This window comes from Streptococcus mitis (assembly GCF_009496155.1).
In the GTDB taxonomy this organism is placed as follows: domain Bacteria; phylum Bacillota; class Bacilli; order Lactobacillales; family Streptococcaceae; genus Streptococcus; species Streptococcus mitis_BQ.
This window is the reverse complement of the sequence record NZ_WIJP01000004.1, coordinates 128,488-146,073: the sequence shown is the minus strand read 5'-3', so window position 1 is coordinate 146,073 and position 17,586 is coordinate 128,488. Positions and strand designations below refer to the sequence as shown.

Annotated in this window: 18 protein-coding genes; 1 reads left to right on the top strand and 17 read right to left on the bottom strand. The window is 40.7% G+C overall.

What is annotated here, in order from left to right; all coding sequences use genetic code 11:
• From GEZ84_RS03835 to ybeY, 12 genes are all read right to left on the bottom strand, one after another.
• Positions 1 to 2,072: YSIRK-type signal peptide-containing protein (locus tag GEZ84_RS03835; RefSeq protein ID WP_153223545.1), on the bottom strand; the 2,072-nt coding region annotated here is incomplete at its 3' end.
• 253 nt (positions 2,073 to 2,325) lie between these two features.
• A complete protein-coding gene (tehB, locus tag GEZ84_RS03830) occupies positions 2,326 to 3,186 on the bottom strand; it encodes an SAM-dependent methyltransferase TehB (protein WP_153223544.1) in 861 nt (286 codons plus the stop codon).
• A gap of 14 nt (positions 3,187 to 3,200) precedes the next feature.
• Positions 3,201 to 3,668 (bottom strand): SsrA-binding protein SmpB, encoded by a 468-nt coding sequence (gene smpB / locus GEZ84_RS03825; RefSeq protein ID WP_001051750.1) that lies wholly within the window; start codon positions 3,666 to 3,668, stop codon positions 3,201 to 3,203.
• The gene (gene rnr, locus GEZ84_RS03820; RefSeq protein WP_153223543.1) at positions 3,631 to 5,985 is read right to left on the bottom strand and encodes a ribonuclease R; all 2,355 of its coding nucleotides are present in this window, start codon (positions 5,983 to 5,985) and stop codon (positions 3,631 to 3,633) included. Before rnr ends, smpB begins: the two co-directional genes overlap by 38 nt.
• Before the next feature lie 100 nt (positions 5,986 to 6,085).
• On the bottom strand, positions 6,086 to 6,319 hold the full coding sequence (gene secG, locus GEZ84_RS03815) for a preprotein translocase subunit SecG (RefSeq protein WP_000282517.1): 234 nt from the start codon (positions 6,317 to 6,319) through the stop codon (positions 6,086 to 6,088).
• Positions 6,320 to 6,358: 39 nt separating this feature from the next.
• Positions 6,359 to 6,508, bottom strand: coding sequence for a 50S ribosomal protein L33 (rpmG, locus tag GEZ84_RS03810; RefSeq protein WP_020900291.1), 150 nt, complete (start codon positions 6,506 to 6,508; stop codon positions 6,359 to 6,361).
• The gene (locus GEZ84_RS03805) at positions 6,508 to 7,707 is read right to left on the bottom strand and encodes a multidrug efflux MFS transporter (protein WP_153223542.1); all 1,200 of its coding nucleotides are present in this window, start codon (positions 7,705 to 7,707) and stop codon (positions 6,508 to 6,510) included. Before GEZ84_RS03805 ends, rpmG begins: the two co-directional genes overlap by 1 nt.
• A 1-nt stretch (position 7,708) precedes the next feature.
• Positions 7,709 to 8,299 (bottom strand): dephospho-CoA kinase, encoded by a 591-nt coding sequence (gene coaE, locus GEZ84_RS03800; protein WP_153223541.1) that lies wholly within the window; start codon positions 8,297 to 8,299, stop codon positions 7,709 to 7,711.
• On the bottom strand, positions 8,299 to 9,123 hold the full coding sequence (mutM, locus tag GEZ84_RS03795; protein WP_153223540.1) for a DNA-formamidopyrimidine glycosylase: 825 nt from the start codon (positions 9,121 to 9,123) through the stop codon (positions 8,299 to 8,301). The genes coaE and mutM overlap by 1 nt, the downstream gene beginning before the upstream one ends.
• A gap of 48 nt (positions 9,124 to 9,171) precedes the next feature.
• Positions 9,172 to 10,071 carry a GTPase Era gene (era, locus tag GEZ84_RS03790; RefSeq protein WP_000143264.1) on the bottom strand — a complete coding sequence of 300 codons (900 nt, stop codon included), beginning with the start codon at positions 10,069 to 10,071 and terminating at the stop codon, positions 9,172 to 9,174.
• Between the two features lie 16 nt (positions 10,072 to 10,087).
• The gene (locus GEZ84_RS03785) at positions 10,088 to 10,483 is read right to left on the bottom strand and encodes a diacylglycerol kinase family protein (protein WP_000378166.1); all 396 of its coding nucleotides are present in this window, start codon (positions 10,481 to 10,483) and stop codon (positions 10,088 to 10,090) included.
• A complete protein-coding gene (gene ybeY, locus GEZ84_RS03780; protein WP_000275156.1) occupies positions 10,464 to 10,961 on the bottom strand; it encodes an rRNA maturation RNase YbeY in 498 nt (165 codons plus the stop codon). Before ybeY ends, GEZ84_RS03785 begins: the two co-directional genes overlap by 20 nt.
• Positions 10,962 to 11,065: 104 nt before the next feature.
• On the opposite strand from ybeY, the gene pavA reads away from it, so the two are divergent.
• Positions 11,066 to 12,721, top strand: coding sequence for an Rqc2 family fibronectin-binding protein PavA (pavA, locus tag GEZ84_RS03775; protein WP_153223539.1), 1,656 nt, complete (start codon positions 11,066 to 11,068; stop codon positions 12,719 to 12,721).
• 53 nt (positions 12,722 to 12,774) lie between these two features.
• Here the strand turns inward: pavA and GEZ84_RS03770 are convergent, their stop codons facing one another.
• The 5 genes from GEZ84_RS03770 to rplT form a co-directional block, all read right to left on the bottom strand.
• Positions 12,775 to 14,658 (bottom strand): glucosaminidase domain-containing protein, encoded by a 1,884-nt coding sequence (locus GEZ84_RS03770; protein ID WP_153223538.1) that lies wholly within the window; start codon positions 14,656 to 14,658, stop codon positions 12,775 to 12,777.
• Positions 14,659 to 14,786: 128 nt separating this feature from the next.
• Positions 14,787 to 15,773 carry a dihydroorotate dehydrogenase gene (locus GEZ84_RS03765; protein ID WP_194252016.1) on the bottom strand — a complete coding sequence of 329 codons (987 nt, stop codon included), beginning with the start codon at positions 15,771 to 15,773 and terminating at the stop codon, positions 14,787 to 14,789.
• Positions 15,736 to 16,536, bottom strand: a complete 801-nt coding sequence (locus tag GEZ84_RS03760) for a dihydroorotate dehydrogenase electron transfer subunit (protein WP_153223536.1) — start codon at positions 16,534 to 16,536, stop codon at positions 15,736 to 15,738. The genes GEZ84_RS03765 and GEZ84_RS03760 overlap by 38 nt, the downstream gene beginning before the upstream one ends.
• A 248-nt stretch (positions 16,537 to 16,784) precedes the next feature.
• Positions 16,785 to 17,165: a VOC family protein gene (locus GEZ84_RS03755; protein WP_153223535.1), complete on the bottom strand. Its 381-nt coding sequence runs from the start codon at positions 17,163 to 17,165 to the stop codon at positions 16,785 to 16,787.
• Positions 17,166 to 17,223: 58 nt separating this feature from the next.
• Positions 17,224 to 17,583, bottom strand: a complete 360-nt coding sequence (gene rplT / locus GEZ84_RS03750) for a 50S ribosomal protein L20 (protein ID WP_000124834.1) — start codon at positions 17,581 to 17,583, stop codon at positions 17,224 to 17,226.
• Positions 17,584 to 17,586: the final 3 nt, after the last annotated feature.

The window sequence follows — 17,586 nt, the reverse complement described above, 5'->3', positions numbered from 1 at the left end:
ATCTTAGCTTCTTCTTCTGTTTTCTTAGCTTCTACAGCCTTAACTTTTTCAGCTTTCGCTGCACTTGTCAAACTGTTATCGGCATTGATTTCATTCTTCTCTGCCTCTACCGCTTGAGCCAAGTCGGCTTTCGCTGCTGCAACAATTTCATCTCTATTGTTCAGAGACTTATACTTTTCAATCAATAACTCGGCAGATTCTTTATACTTACTTGTGGTACTTGTTTCTGAACTAAGTAAATTATTAATCTCAGTCAATTTTGTTTCATAAGCAGCCTTAGTTTCAGGAGTAGACCACTTAGTATCTTCTGATTTTTGTTCTACTAATCTATTATAGATTCTCTGTAGTAAATCCTTCGCAATATTTTTTGTATCTTGTTCAATTGAAAAGTCTGTTCCTGTAACAGGTAACGCATAATGTCTCAATGGAGACTGGTATCCCATACCCATTCTTTCTGTTTCTGTCACTTTAATTCGAACTGTATACTCAGTAACTCCTACTGGTAAATCTATATCTGAACTTGTAAACATTCCGGCTTGACCATTTGGCTTATTAGCTTCTTCAGCCATTTTCGCCTCTACTTCATCTTTATTTAAATTATGGTTATTAAACTTACTTCTTAAATATTCTGTTCCTGTACCATCCTTAGCTGATGTTACTATACCGTGATCATTTTTTAGAGTTCCTCCTTTTGGTTGTGGCTCAAAAGTATATTTATAAGCATTTACTTCACTACCCTTCTGATGATAAACTACTTCAACTAAGTATTTTGCTTTTGTACCATTTAAATCTCCAGTATATCCTGTTTTAAAGGCAACTTTCACCTTAGAACCTGTTTCTGGAGAATATGCTTTAAAAGTTTTTTCAATCCCACTAAACTTCTTAATTGCAAAAGAATCACTAGCGCCTAAACCAGTACTTTGATAATCTCTACCATTAAATGTTTGTTCTGATTGACTAGCTCTAGTTCTAACTTTCCCTAGGAATAACATATAGTCTTTTGATCTATCAAAAGCTTGTTCCTTTACATAAGTATCGTACGATTTTGCTCTATCATTATATACTGTATTTACAGTTTCAATTGGAAAAACACCGCTTTCTGTTTTTCTTGCGATAGCAAATTTCCCCGCAGTACCATCTGGTTGATTAATCGCTTTCCAACCACCAAATTCATCAATTTCAAGAACTTGTCCTTTAGCTACCCTTTTAGCATTTCCAAGTTCATTCATATCCTGAATTTTTTCATTGTTCTGAATCGTCTCAGGCAATGATTCCAACTTATTTGAAAGGGTTTTTACATCGGCACCTTCTGCTGGATTATCAAATACTTGAGTTGCTGATGTATCATCTGTCGTGCTAGGGGTTGTACCTGTACGGAATGGATTATTTTTATCCAATGCTTTTCCATTACGTTCATCTCTAGAACCTGAGTTTGCGATTGAATTCGTATCTGCTGCTTTTTCAGTATTTGTTGCTTTAACACCTACAGTATCTTTTCCATTTGTAGTATCAACTGCTGGTGCTTCTTTTTTCTCTTCTGGTTTTGTTTGTAATTTTGTTGTTGCTGTAACTAATTTAGCTTGTGCTTGTGATAATTCAGCTTGTGTTTTCGCATTATTTAAAACTGTTCTTGCTTCTTCTAAAACAGTTCTAAGATTGTTAACGCTTTCTTCTGTTTTAGTAGCATAGGTTCCTTTAGCAAACTTTCCATCAATTTCTTTGATTAAATCTGTTAATTCTTTCTTATCTAGAGTCTCCACCTTCTGAGGTGATGATTCTGGAGAAGGATTATTTTCAACTGTTGAAGGTTGAGTATTTGTCTCTACTGTTGCAGCAGGACTAATTGCTACTGTGTTCCCTTCGTAGGTCCCATTCTGGACATTCTGATCTTTAGGTTGCGGTGCTAGAGTCTCCCCATTAGTTGAAGGCACTCCTTGCTCTGCAGCAGATACTGCTCCATTTCCTAAAAACATGAACAATGCAGCTACTGCGACACTAGCTGCACCAAAGCTGACCTTACGAATAGAAAAACGTAATTGCTTTTCACGATCGTGTTTACCTTTATGAAACATTTAATTTCCTCCAAAAAAATTTTTTATCATATTATATGATACTCTTTTACTATAAAAATTCAATAGAACATTTTCCATATTTTTTAATCTATTATAATTTTATGCGTATATATATATATATATATATTAAGGATCTTTTTTGATATAATTATATATTTTTTTGAAATAAAAATCATATAGTCAGAAATATTAAATTTTTGTAACATTTAGCATTTAAAAAAAGATCAGGAAAATTCCTAATCTTCATGTGTGCTTACTTGATTTTCTTGGCTAGCATGGTCGCAAAGCGTAGTTGAATACGATTGCCATTTTCATCGCGACGGTGCAAATGGCCTGGATTTTCATTGTACTTAACCAAGTCCCAATCCTTGTAATAGTCTGCCAATTCCCCTTCTTTAAAGGTAAATGGGAAGTTCACTGAGCAAGGATAATCCTCCGTGTCCATGGCACAGACGATAAGATTGTAGCCACCAACAGTGGTTTGCTCCTGTATGTTTTTGATAATTGCAGGAATGCGGTCTGCTTGCAGAAACATGAGAACAACTGTCGATACGATGAAATCATAGGCTTGCCCAATACTGGCTGAATTGATATCATAAAGACCGACAGGCATGTCCAAATCTTCCTGTTCCACAATGCTTTGCAAGATTTCAAGGGCCAGTTCATTTTGATCCACAGCTGTCACATCAAAACCTTGCTGGGCTAGAAAGAGGGAATTACGCCCCTGACCACAGCCCAAATCCAAGGCTTTCCCTGGTTTTATTGTTTGCATGGCCTCTAGAACCTCTGAATGAACAGGATTGGTATTGTATTTCTTCGGGAAATAATCCTCAGGTTTACAATAAAATTCCAAATACCATTCTACATCGTCTGTTACAGCCTCCACTCGGTGCCAAGCTTGTGGTTGTGCCATTGGATTGTCAGCCCCCGCTTCAAAGAGATGCTCAGCTAGAACCTCGCCATCCTCTGTCAACTCAATAAATTTGAGAACTCCTTTTACAACAGTAATCTTGCCCCAAGTTCCGACCTTGGTATTGTGCTTTTGCTGAACCGCCTCTGGCATGGTCTCTTTAGTCCACAGTGGCATGCGTTTGTAGGCAACTAGTTTTTCCATTTTCATTCCTCTTTTTATCGCTGGTTGACAGCTTTCATCACGCGCGCAATATCGCGATTCTGCTCACGTCGTTTGATAGACTCCCGTTTATCATAGTCATGCTTCCCTTTAGCTAGGCCTAAAAGGAGCTTGGCATAGCCATCTTTGATATAGACCTTAAGGGGAACCAGTGTCATTCCTGTTCCTTTAGTCTCTTGTTCTAATTTTTGGATTTGTTTCTTATGGAGCAAGAGTTTACGGCGACGTTCTGGTTCTTGGTTCCAAATATTGCCCTCTTCGTAAGGTGCGATATGAACATTACTCAGCCAGACTTCCCCATTTTTTACTTGGGCAAAGCCGTCCTTAAGATTGATTCGAGCTGCTCGAACGCTCTTGATCTCAGTTCCTGTCAGGACCATTCCTGCCTCTAGCGTATCTACGATTGTATAGTCGTGGCGTGCCTTTTTATTTTGTGCGACGACCTTTCCCTCGCCCTTTGCCATGCTTGGCTCCTTTCTTAGCTACTTCTTTGTAAAAAGGTTTCTTTCCTTTTTTCTTTTTATCTTTTTGTGAATGCTTGCGCTTATCATTTGAGCGACCTGACTTTCTCTTGTCTTCCTTCTTATCTGAACGACGACTTGAACCACGCCCTCTGTCACTACGACTAGACTGTTTCAAGCCTTTTTCAATCACATCAAACTCACTTGGGATATAAGAGAAATCAATTTCACCCGTCATCTTATCGGCTCTTTCAACTCGAATACGAATCTGTTGCCCTACACGGAAGGTTGTTCCTGATTTCTCCCCACGAAGGGTCAAATCACGCTCATTGAAATGATAAAATTCAGGTAAATTAGTGATGTGAATCAAACCCTCAACCGTGTTTGGCAATTCAACAAAGAGACCGAATTTAACGATGCTGGATACAACTGCATCATACTCTTCACCCACATATTCTTCCATGTACTCAGCCTTTTTCATGGCTTCGACTTCACGCTCAGCCTCAATGGCACGACGTTCACGGTTAGAAGACTGGGTCGCAATCTCTGGAATCACTTGTTCAAAATGCTCTGCTATTTCCTTGGAACGCCCATAGTCGCGAATCATCCGATGGACTAGAAGGTCTGGATAACGACGAATCGGACTGGTAAAGTGAGTGTAATAATCAGCCGCTAGACCATAGTGACCGTGATTATGCTCCGAATAGCGAGCCTGCTGCATAGAACGGAGAAGCATCATAGACAATACATCTGCATAAGGTTCTCCCTCAACAGTACGCATGATGTCTTGAAGGGCCTCCTGGCTGATCTCACTGGCAGTCCCATAAATGCGCAAGCCAAAGCTCGAAGCATAATCAATAAACTTCTGAACCTTTTCAGCCTTAGGCTCCTCGTGAATTCGATAGATGAAAGGCAAATCCAACTTGCTAAAATGCTCGGCAACTGTTTCATTGGCCATCAGCATAAAGGACTCAATCATGCGCTCAGCAACACCACGCTGACGAAGAACGATATCAACAGGCTTGCCTTGTTTATCCACTAAAATCTTAGCTTCATTGGTATCGAAATTGAGAGCACCACGTTTCACACGCATGTTTTCTAAAATTTCATGGAGCTTGGCCATGAGTTCGATACTTGGAACAATTTTCTTATATTCTTGCCTCTTCTCCTCGTCACCTGCTAGGATATCATTGACATCACTATAGGTCATACGAAAACTGGTCTTGATAACTGTTTGTGTAATGGTGTAATTGACCACACGACCATGTTTATCAATCTCCATAATGGCAGACTGGGTCAGACGGTCAACTTGAGGATTGAGGGAGCAGATGCCATTCGACAGTCTTTCTGGAAGCATTGGCACCACACGGTCTGTCACATAGACAGAAGTCGCGCGGTTAAGGGCTTCCTTGTCGAGGGCAGAACCCTCGGTAACATAGTAGGAAACATCTGCGATGTGAACTCCAAGCTCCAGATTCCCATTTTTCAAGGCCTTGATATGCACCGCATCGTCCAAGTCCTTGGCATCAGCACCGTCAATGGTAAAGGTAATCTCATCTCTTAGATCCAGACGACCTTCCATATCCTTTTGAGACGGAGCATCCGGCACACTTTCCGCTTCCTTGACAACATCCTCTGGAAACTCGGATACAATGTCCATTGATTCCAAGACCTCAAGAACATCAATCCCAACATCCGTCGAGTGCCCCACCACATCAAGGACACTAGCAACAAAGAAATCATGTTTCTTGCTTGGGTATTTGTCGATAAAGACCTTGAGAACTTCCGTCCCTTCTAGTTTAAGAGCTGGTTTCTTAACATAAATCGGCTGGCTAATTTTCTGGTTTTTAGAACGGATGTAGCCGGCATACTTAGGCTTTTCCTGATCTAGAACGATTTGTCCAACAACGGTTGTCAAACTGTGCTCTAGAATATCAATAATTTTGGCTTCTGCTGCTGTTCCCTTATTGCGGTCAGCGACTTTCTTGATAACAACTTCAACAGTATCACCATCAATAGCGTAGTTAACATCGTTCTTTCCTACAAAAAGGTCGTCCTCTTCCTCTTCCAGACTGACAAAACCAAAGCCATTTTTATGGGCATGAAAAATCCCCTTGAGAGTAATCTCATGTTTTTTCTTAACTTCCAAGGTCAGACTACCATCTTCCTCAAAGCGAATCTGATGCTTTCTTTCCATTAGGGACAAGGTTTTAATCAACTCACGAAAATCCTTGGACCCATCTTTTCCCAAAGCCTGAGCCAAGTCATTGACCGTTACCTCTCCCTTATCTTGCAAATATTCTTTTATTCTATCTTTCATATTTTCTTTCTAGATTTTTTATTTTCTTTTACTGTAAAACCTTCTCAAACATCATTTAAAAATAAAAAGGGGCAAAGACCTAGTCCTGCCCATTATTTTCTTATCTACTTGATAATACCGTCAATGCTAAGGCAATGGCTAGCCAGAAAAAGACTAAAATCCCTGTCAAACGCTGCATTACAGCTTCAAAACCGCGAGCTTTACTACGTTCAAACAAATCACCTGAGCTGGCATCAAATACATTGCTGGATTGGTTTTTGGTTGGTTGCATGAAAATCGCAATCACAATCACAACAGATAATACTAATAAAATGGTTAATAATAGGTTATACATATCAAACTCCTTAAAATCCCTATTATTTTACCATAAAATCTACTTAGATTCAAGATGTAGGGTTACTTTTCTTTCCTTGGGACAATACTTTAAAACATCAATCTTGTCTGGATGGGTTTTTGAATTTTTACTGGTTAGGTAATTGATACTGCCACAAGAGGAGCATTTGAGATTAATTTTTACTCGCACTAGATTTCCTTTACTTTTAATAATGTTCGAAATTGAAGCAGGTTAAAGAGACAACTAAAGGCAACACAAAGGCTTGTCGCATAAAAGACTGCATGGTAGCCAAATTGTCCTGCTACTGCAGAACCTGCCATGGGACCAACGACACCTCCCAGATAAAAGAATACCTGATTAAAGGCAAAGACTCTCGAAATGCCGGCTTTGGGAGTCATTTTGCTGAGAAGGGCATTGACACCAGGTATCAGCGCACCGGTTCCCAAGCCAAAGAGGAAACGATAGAGTCCTAGTTGAAGGGGACTAGAGGCATTGGCACAGAGAAGATAGATGATAACTGAATAAAACTGGGCGACAACCAAGAGACGATGATTGCCCACCTTGTCACCTAGCTTGCCCATAACTCCTGCACTCATCATGCTGGAAAAGCCCATACTGGACACAATCAAACCAGAGACAAAAAGAAGATTCTCTGTCTGCCCTAAGTCACGCACATAAAGAGCCAGAATAGGGCCAATCGATTGGGCTGAAAATTGGATGACAAAACTAGTTAGAAAGAGATTAATCAATAGATAGGGATATTTAACTGATGTAAACAATTCCTTTGTTGGAATGGCCTTTTCCTTGGCTACTGGTTGAAAATCTTCCTTGATAAAGCAAATAGTTAAAATAGCGGCTAAGAACAGAAAACTACCAACCAGTAAGAAAACCGTACGAATGCCAAATAATTCTGCGATAAAGCCCCCGATAAAAGGACCAGTTAGAGTACCTGCAACTACGCCTGTAGACAAAGTACCTAAGGCAGAGCCTGATTTCTCCTTGGGAACCTGACTGGCTATCAAGGCTGTTGCATTAGGAACAAAACCCGCAAATACACCATTCAGTAAACGAAGAAAGATTAGCCAATAGATATTTGGGACAAAGGCCAAGCCTCCCATAGTGATAGTCATGGCCAGGCCGGCCCGAATCATCATGGGTTTTCGACCATATTTGTCAGCAAGGATGCCCCAGATAGGAGAAAAGAGCGCCGCGGAAATAGCAGAGACAGAAATAGCTAAACCTGCATAAAAAGCAGCTTGATTACTTCTTACACCCAGATTTTCCACAAAGATGGGCATAAAAGGCACAACCAAAGAAATACTGGCTCCTGTCAGAAAATTACCAAACCAGGCAATGCGCAGATTATCCTTCCAATTAATCTCTGTCATCTTACTTACCTCCCTCAAGAAGGGTAAGCACCTGAGTTAGAAGCTGATCTTGATTCCCATTATTATCAAGAATATGGCTGGCTAAATCTTTCTTATTCTCTAAAGGCCACTGGGCTGCCAGACGCGACTTAGCTTCATCCTTGGATAGCTGATCCCTTTTCATTAGGCGTTCTACTTGGACATCTCGGTCCACATAGACCAACCATGTCTCATAAAACCAAGCGCTGTAGTCCTGCTCAAAAAGTAGGGGAATATCCATGAAGAAAATCTCTTCTGTCTGAGCCAATTGGTCTCTTAATGTAGCTAGTTCCTCACGGATAATCTCTCCTTGGATTTGCTTAGACCATTCTCGTTCTTCAGGATTTGAAAAGATGAGACTAGCTAGGAGAGGTCGATTGAGTTCTCCGTTTTCAAGGATGATTTCTTGCCCAAAGTGCTGGACTAGAGCCTGAAACAGACGACCGCCAGGTTTCTGTAGTTGGTGGACGACTGCGTCGGCATCCACTACTTGAAAGCCTTGCTGTATTAGAAAATTTGTCACAGTTGACTTACCAGAGGCAATTCCTCCTGTGATTCCGATGATTTTTCCCATTAATTCCTCCTTTGACACTGAGGACAAAAATGGGTACCTCGTCCGCCTAGTTGGATTTTCTCAATCACAGTGCCACAACGTGAACATTCTTGACCAGCCTTGTCATAGACCTGATGAAAATCCTGCATGGTCCCATCTTCACCAAAGGCATTGGTATAGGTCCGAATGGTGGAACCACCTTTGTCAACAGCCTGGCTCAAAACAGCAATGGTCTGGTCATGAATGGCTATCGCTTCTGCTACTGTTAACGTCTGGGAAGGTCTAGCTGGATGAACCTGAGCACGCCAGAGAACCTCATCCACATAAATATTTCCTAATCCAGCTACCAAGGTCTGGTCTAGGAGATGGGATTTGATAGGCTTTTTAGATTTAGTTAGAGCAGCTTGAAAGACCTGCACATCAAAGTCTTGTTCGTTTGGCTCAGGACCTAGTTTTTTAGAAATAAAATAGGCATCCAAAAGGTCAGGAGACAAGAGTTCCATAGTACCAAACTTGCGTACATCCTCATAAACAAGCGTCCCACCATCTTCAAAATGAATCAAAACATGGGCGTGTTTGCGTTCAGGTGCTTGGTCTGGATAGTAAAAATACTTGCCCTCCATCCGCAGATGGGAAATCAAGACCTTGTCTGTCAGGTAAAAAAGCAAATATTTCCCACGACGTCCCATTAACTCAACAACTTGACCAGGCACTTCCTTTTGAAACTCGTCTAAATCCGTTTTAATCATCTTGTGATAACGAATTTCTATACTGGAAATCTTCTTTCCCAAAATCAATTTTTCTAAGCCACGACGAACAGTTTCAACCTCAGGTAATTCAGGCATAAGTCCTCCTTCTGTAAAAACAAGAAGCAGGCATGAGCCCACCTCCACTTAGTATTCTTTTTCATTATAGCCAAAGTCAGCCAAATCTAGCTTTTTATCGCGCCAGTTTTTCTTGACCTTGACCCAGGTTTCTAGGAAGACCTTGTCTCCTAGCATGAGTTCGATATCACGACGTGCCATGCTACCGATTTTCTTGAGCATAGCACCACCTTTGCCGATGATAATCCCTTTTTGGCTATCTCGCTCGACCATGATGGTTGCACGGATGTGAACCTTGTCTGTCTCTTCATCTCGCTTCATAGAATCCACAACTACTGCGACAGAATGCGGAATCTCTTCACGAGTTAGGTGCAAAACTTTCTCGCGAACCATTTCTGAAACTAAGAAACGTTCTGGATGGTCTGTGATTTGATCAGACGGGAAATATTGGAAACCTTCGTCCAGATTTTCACTCAAAATATCCACTAGACGAGACACATTATTCCCCTGAAGAGCTGAGATTGGGACAATTTCCTTGAAGTCCATTTGGTTACGGAAATCATCAATCTGAGACAAAAGCTGGTCTGGGTGAACCTTATCGATTTTATTCACCACCAAAATCACAGGAACCTTGGCAGCCTTGAGGCGTTCGATAATCATATCGTCCCCCTTACCACGCGCTTCATCAGCAGGCACCATAAAAAGAACAGTATCCACTTCACGAAGGGTACTGTAGGCAGACTCAACCATGAAATCTCCGAGGGCTGTTTTAGGCTTGTGAATCCCTGGCGTGTCGATAAAGACAATCTGCTCCTTATCGGTCGTGTAAATTCCCATGATTTTGTTGCGCGTTGTCTGCGCCTTGTCACTCATGATGGCAATCTTTTGCCCCATGACGTGATTTAAAAAGGTTGACTTCCCAACATTGGGACGTCCTAAAATGGCTACAAAGCCTGATTTAAAAGTCATAATTTCCTCTTACTGTTTAAAATAATAAATCCCAGATTCGTGGGAGAAAAATCAATGCGCCTGTTAAGGCTGCGAAAAGAGAGACCACTAATACCGCGCCAGCCGCCATATCCTTGGCATTTTTAGCCAGCATGGAAAAGTGATAGTGACTGGCCAAATCCACCACATTTTCGATAGCAGAATTGATAATTTCAAAGGCTACTACCAAGAAAATGCTCAATAGGAGAAAGAGCCATTCGATTCGTGACACCTGAAAAACAAAACCTGCAAGAATGACTACAAGAGCCGTCACTGCATGTTTTCGCATATTGCGTTCTTCCTTGATGGCAGTAAAAATTCCTGTGAGAGCAAATTCTAAACTGGATATCAGGTCACGATTTTTCCATTTTCGTTTATTGTCTTGTGAGTCCATAGGCTGTCAAAATTTCTTCTTGTAAACCGAACATCTCCGCCTCTTCTTCCGGAGTGTAGTGATCATAGCCGTTGATATGTAAAAAGCCGTGTACTGCCAAGAAGCCCATTTCACGCTCAAAGCTATGGCCATATTCCTCGGCCTGCTCATGTGCCTTATCAATAGAGATGAACAATTCCCCAATATAGGCATCAAACTCAGACATCATCTCTGCCAATTCTGGATTTTCAAGTAAATCCTCTTCGTCAAAGGCAATTTCCAACTCTGGCTTATATTCAAGGCTGATAACATCTGTCGGACGGTCTGTGTCACGGTACTCTAGATTGAGTTCATGACTACGTTCATTGGTCACAAAGGTAACTGCCATCTCCTTGTCTTCTTTGCCTAATTTTTGGGCTGCAAATTCCAAAATTTCTTGGGTTTGTTGCAACATTTCTTTTGAAACTTGACCAGTTTCATCTACCATTTCAATATACATGTGCTTCTCGTTTCTCTTTACTTGGCTTTATTATACCACATTTCCATGATTTTATTCTACCTTTTTGATATAATACTATGGAATACAATCACAAGGAGAGAACGATGTCATTTGACGGATTTTTTTTACACCACATGGTTGAGGAATTGCGAAGAGAGTTAGTGAACGGTCGCATCCAGAAAATCAATCAACCTTTTGAACAAGAGTTGGTCTTGCAAATCCGTAGCAATCGCCAAAGCCATCGCCTGCTCCTTTCTGCCCATCCAGTTTTTGGACGCATTCAGCTGACCCAAACGACTTTTGAAAATCCAGCCCAACCATCAACCTTTATCATGGTTTTGAGAAAGTATTTGCAGGGTGCCCTGATTGAATCGATTGAGCAAGTGGAAAATGACCGTATTGTGGAAATTACGGTTTCTAATAAAAACGAGATTGGAGACCATATTCAGGCTACCTTGATTATAGAAATCATGGGTAAACACAGTAATATTCTACTGGTCGATAAGAGCAGTCATAAAATCCTCGAAGTCATTAAACACGTCGGCTTTTCACAAAATAGCTACCGTACCTTACTTCCTGGATCTACCTATATCGCTCCGCCAAGTACGGAATCTCTCAATCCGTTCACGGTCAAGGATGAAAAGCTCTTTGAAATCCTACAAACACAGGAAACGACAGCTAAAAATCTTCAAAGCCTCTTTCAAGGTCTGGGACGCGATACGGCAAATGAATTGGAAAACATTCTGGTTAGTGATAAACTGTCTACTTTCCGAAACTTTTTCAATCAAGTAACCAAGCCATGCTTGACAGAGATTTCCTTCAGTCCAGTTCCTTTTGCAAATCAGGTGGGAGAGCCTTTTACCAGTCTTTCGGATCTCTTAGACACCTACTATAAGGACAAGGCTGAACGCGACCGCGTCAAACAACAAGCCAGTGAACTCATTCGCCGTGTTGAAAATGAACTTCAGAAAAACCGCCACAAACTCAAAAAACAGGAAAAAGAGTTACTAGCGACAGACAATGCTGAAGAATTTCGCCAAAAAGGAGAATTGCTGACAACCTTCCTCCACCAAGTTCCCAATGACCAAGACCAGGTTATCCTAGACAACTACTATACTAATCAACCAATCACGATTGCGCTTGATAAGGCTCTGACTCCCAACCAGAATGCCCAACGCTATTTCAAACGTTACCAGAAACTCAAAGAAGCTGTCAAATACTTAACTGATCTGATTGAAGAAACCAAGGCAACTATTCTCTATCTGGAAAGTGTCGAAACTGTCCTCAACCAAGCTGGGCTAGAAGAAATCGCTGAAATCCGTGAGGAATTAATCCAAACAGGCTTCATCCGCAGAAGACAGCGAGAGAAAATTCAGAAGCGCAAAAAACCAGAACAATATCTAGCAAGCGATGGCAAAACCATCATCTATGTCGGTAGAAACAATCTACAAAATGAGGAACTAACCTTTAAAATGGCCCGCAAGGAGGAACTTTGGTTCCATGCCAAGGATATTCCTGGAAGCCATGTTGTCATCTCAGGAAATCTTGACCCATCTGATGAAATCAAGACAGACGCAGCAGAGCTGGCCGCCTACTTCTCTCAAGGTCGCCTATCAAATCTGGTGCAGGTGGATATGATTGAAGTCAAAAAACTCAATAAACCAACTGGTGGAAAACCAGGCTTTGTTACTTACACAGGACAAAAGACCCTCCGTGTCACACCAGATCCAGAAAAAATTGCATCCATGAAAAAATCCTGATTTACTTGAAATCAGGATTTTTAGCGGTACTCAAATCATGTCCAATTATAGGACTAATCTTTTCCACCAAGTCGACTATTGATATTCATCATGATACTAGCTATTTTTTCACCCCAGTACGGATCTGATGCATAGCGTACATTCATTCCTGTCGCTTTATTTCCAAGGTGATCTCTTCCACGGTCAATATAGTTCTCACGAATCCACTTGGCCGCACCAAGAATTCCTTTATCTACATCATCAAATTTCTTAGCTGAATCATAGGGACTGGTATCGTAAGCAGCTATTCCGAAGAAGTTATTTTTATCATTAGCAATTTGGCTACGTCCCCAAGCACTTTCTAGCGCACTGTGAGCCATTAAATAAAGAGCATTGACACCGTAACGTTTTTCAGCTTCTTTAAAAATTGCTCCTTTACCAGCAAGACGGCTGTTTCGGATATTCATCATCGAATAAACTCTATTTAATTCATCCGCACTATAGTTGGTTGGTTCAGTCAAATTCTTAAAAAGGAAACGATTCTTGATAGTAAACCCATCAAAATGTTCTCCATCATTTGAATAATACTTCTTGCCAATTTTCATGGCTGAAGTATGTGGAGCTACCCGAATACTAGTGTATGGAGAAAGTTCATGATATAGGAATCTTCCGTCAGTAGTATAGTGAGGAATAAACTCACTTTCTTCATCAACTAAAGTCAAATCGTTTTGATTCATATAACCAGACAAGCCTGATATTGAAACAGCAAGGCGACTGCCCTTACTTTTAGAGCTATCATAGGTCACAATACTTCCCTGATTGACATAACTCAAAATATCTCCTGATTCGCTATAAATATAGGCTGTGATTGGTTTAACCTTAAAATATTTTGGGCTTTGAATCCACTTTCCATCACTCTGAAAGAAGTACTCTTTATTTTTGATGTTAAAAGCACCAGTAACATAGCTTCCATCTTCTTTCAGGTAGTACCATGCATTGTAGTTAGGGTCAAAAATCCATTCATTCTCAGCCATATAACCACCAGCTTTAAGGTAATAAGCATCAATCCATTCACGTGAAGCATAAGCACCACCTGATTTTAGGTAAAACCAGCTATTATAATATTTATCAAAAATCCATTCTTTTTCAGCCATCGCTCCACTATTTTTTAGATAGTAAGCATCTTTCCACTGATTACTAGCCATCACACCGTCACTGTTAAAATAGTACCATATTCCATTAATTTTTTCCCATTTATTACGGACAATCTTTCCTGAATCTGTAGCATAATACCATTTATCAGCAATTTTTTCCCAATCATTTTGAGCCATTGCCCCACTGCTATTAAGAAGATAATCGTTAACTAGAGTATTGCTAGCCATAACTCCATCTTGGTTGAAGTAATACCAAACATTGCCAACTCTTTCCCATCTATTACGAACAATCTTTCCTGAATCTGTAGCATAATACCATTTATCAGCAATTTTTACCCAGGAATTTTCTACCATTGCTCCACTAGTATGAAAAGCATAGTCATTAACAATCCTATTGCTAGCCATGATTCCATTTTGATCAAAGAAATACCAGACACCCGCAATTTTTTTCCAGTTTTTGATTGGTTGATTATTCTCATAAAAAAGCCATTCCCCGTTCTCTTTCTGCCAACCATTCTTAGGAACTTCTTCAACTTTTTCTTTGTTTGAAATAGCCTCTTTTTTAGAATTATCTTCTTCTACAACAACTGGTTCTTTCTTTTTTTCCGTCTTTGCAGTCTCATTCTTTGTATATTCAACAACTTTTTTCTCTTCTGATGTTGGAGTCTGATTTTTATCCACAGATTGATTCTTATTTGTCGTTTGACTTTGGTCTGTTGTTTTACTATCTTCAGCAAATACTGATGTTGTTGACACAATTGCCAATGCAAGCACTGCTGTGCTTACAAGTAGTGTTCTCTTCATTTTACTCCCCTAAGTAGAAATTCATCTACATCATTCATGATTAATTTTATTCTAACATAGTTATAAAGATGAAAATATTACAAAATGATGAAAATTCTGTGTCTTATTGACGATAAAGATGTTCTAGCTTATCTAAAGCTAGCTTTTACTTCCTGACGTAGATTTTCCAAACTGCTAATGCCGTATTTGTCCATAACCTTTGGTAGATTTTCGATGATATCAGGACAGGCATATGGATTGGTAAAGTTGGCTGTTCCAACTCCGATAGCAGAGGCTCCAGCCAGATACATTTCTAGGGCAGCTTCTGCCGAATCCACTCCTCCCATTCCAATAATAGGCAGGTCTGTTGTTTGGGCAACTTGGCGGATGAGTTTGAGGGCTACTGGAAAGACTGCTGGACCAGACATTCCACCTGTCCCATTGGCCAAGATTGGTTTTCTGGTTTTGAGGTCAAAACGCATTCCAACCAGAGTATTAATCATAGTCAAGCCACTTGCTCCTGCATCCTCTGCTGCCCTTGCGACAGTAACGATATCTGTCACACTAGGGGTTAGTTTGACATAAACTGGTACATCTGACGCCTCTACAGCTGCCTTTACTACATCATAAGCCAGATCAGGATCTTGACCAATCAAAAGTCCGTGATTACAGTGGTCAACATTGGGGCAAGAAATATTGAGCTCGATGGCCTTTACATTAGTTGCCTTAGAAATACCATGAGAAACAGCTGCATACTCTTGTTTTGAAAAACCAGCCACATTAGCAATAATAGGAAGATTTGGATATTCTCTTTCCAGCCAAGGTAGCTTTTCAGCCAAAACAACTTCCAAACCAGGATTTTGCAAGCCAATTGCATTAAGCATACCAGCGGGTGTTTCTGCCACTCTTGGAGTTGGATTGCCAAAACGGGGTTCAAGGGTTGTCGCCTTGATCATAATAGAACCTAAAAGGTCTAAATCATAGTACTTGGCATACTCTTGACCAAAACCAAAACAGCCTGATGCTGGAATAATCGGATTTTTCAAATCCAATCCTGGTAGAGAAACTTGTAAACGATTTCTAGTCATGATTTTCTCCTTATAATACAACTGTTCCTGTGCGGAAAACAGGGCCATCTTCACAGACACGTTGGCTGACCGTCTCGCTTTCTGGCACTTTTAGGACACAGGCATAGCAAGCCCCCATCCCACAAGCCATACGAGATTCCAAAGATAGATAGGCTCTTGGATGGTTATAGAAGGTTTGATTGATATACTTCATCATACCTGGAGCCCCACATGAGTAAACAGCATCAAAATGACTGTCTAAATCATTGATGATAACAGACACATTTCCTTTAATGCCATAAGAACCATCATCTGTCGTTACAAAGACCTGACCATATTGGATCAATTCCTTTTCCAAAATGACTGCATCCTTGTTAGCAAAACCTAAGACAGTCAACACTTTCACACCACGGGCATGCAATTCCTTGGCCACCTCAAGCAAGGGAGGTACACCAATCCCACCTCCAACTAAGAGAACCTGGCTCTGCTCATCTAGGTCAGACAAGTCAAAACCATTTCCCTGAGGACCCATCACATCAAGAGTATCTCCCTGACTTAAGGTTGAAAAAATAGCTGTCCCAGTTCCCTCAATCCGATAAATAAGATGACACTGCTTATTTGCCTTATCAATAGACGAAATTGAAATAGGACGACGCAAAAGATGGGCATCATCAGGCACACGCAGATGAAGAAATTGGCCTGCTCGCATAGCCTCAACCATTTCCCCCTCTAGTACTAATTCAAAAATTGCTGGCGCGATTTCCTCCTGTGCAACCACCTTCATGGTTTCCAAGCGAATAGCACCCAAACGCTTCTTACATGTTGGATTCATGACTTTTCCTCCTTAAATTTTAAGGGAACCAGACAAAGAAAAGACCTTGCTAGTGCAAGGCCTCAGTTAAAATCGTGCAACAGAAGAGAGCACACTCAAAAAGTCCCCTCTAGAAAATTGTACTATTCTTTTATCTGACACCTTGTGAGTCTCTCTGGACTCCCCTTAAAGGTTAAATTTTTACTAGTATACTCTTTCAGCTAAAAAAAGTCAAGTAGAAAACGAACATTCTACTTGGCCTCACGAGATTATTTTTCACGAATGACTTCGACCTTGTAGCCATCAGGGTCTTTGACAAAATAATAGTTAGGTGCAGTTCCTGGCAGACCATTTGGCTCAGTCACTTCATAGCCTTTGGCACTGTGCTCTTGATGAAGTGCCTCAAGATCAGGTGTACTGAGGGCGATATGGGCAAAGCCATCTCCAACCACATAAGGACCGTGGTCATAGTTATAAGTCAACTCCAACTCATAGTCGTCGCCCTCAAGACCCAGATAGACAATCGTGAAAGCATGGTCTGGAAAATCTCTGCGACGCAATTCTTGAAAACCAAAAGCATCTTGATAAAATGCGATTGATTTTTCAAGATTTTCTACTCGCAAGCAAGTATGTAGCATTTTTGAAGCCATATTTTTCTCCTTTATTTTTAAAAAGACTGGGACAATCCTGTTCCAGTCTTATCTGTTATTATTTACCAAGTTTTGCTTTAGCTGCATCTGCAAGAGCTGTGAAAGCTGCTGCATCGTTAACAGCCAAGTCAGCAAGCATTTTACGGTTAACTTCGATCTCAGCCAATTTCAAACCATGCATCAATTGTGAGTATGAAAGTCCGTTCATACGAGCTGCTGCATTGATACGAGTGATCCACAATTTGCGGAAGTCACGTTTTTTCTGACGACGGTCACGGTATGCATAGTAGTAAGAGTTCATTACTTGTTCTTTTGCAGTACGGAACAAGATGTGTTTAGCTCCATAGTAACCTTTTGCTAATTTAAGAATACGTTTACGACGTTTGCGTGATACAACGCCACCTTTAACACGTGCCATGTT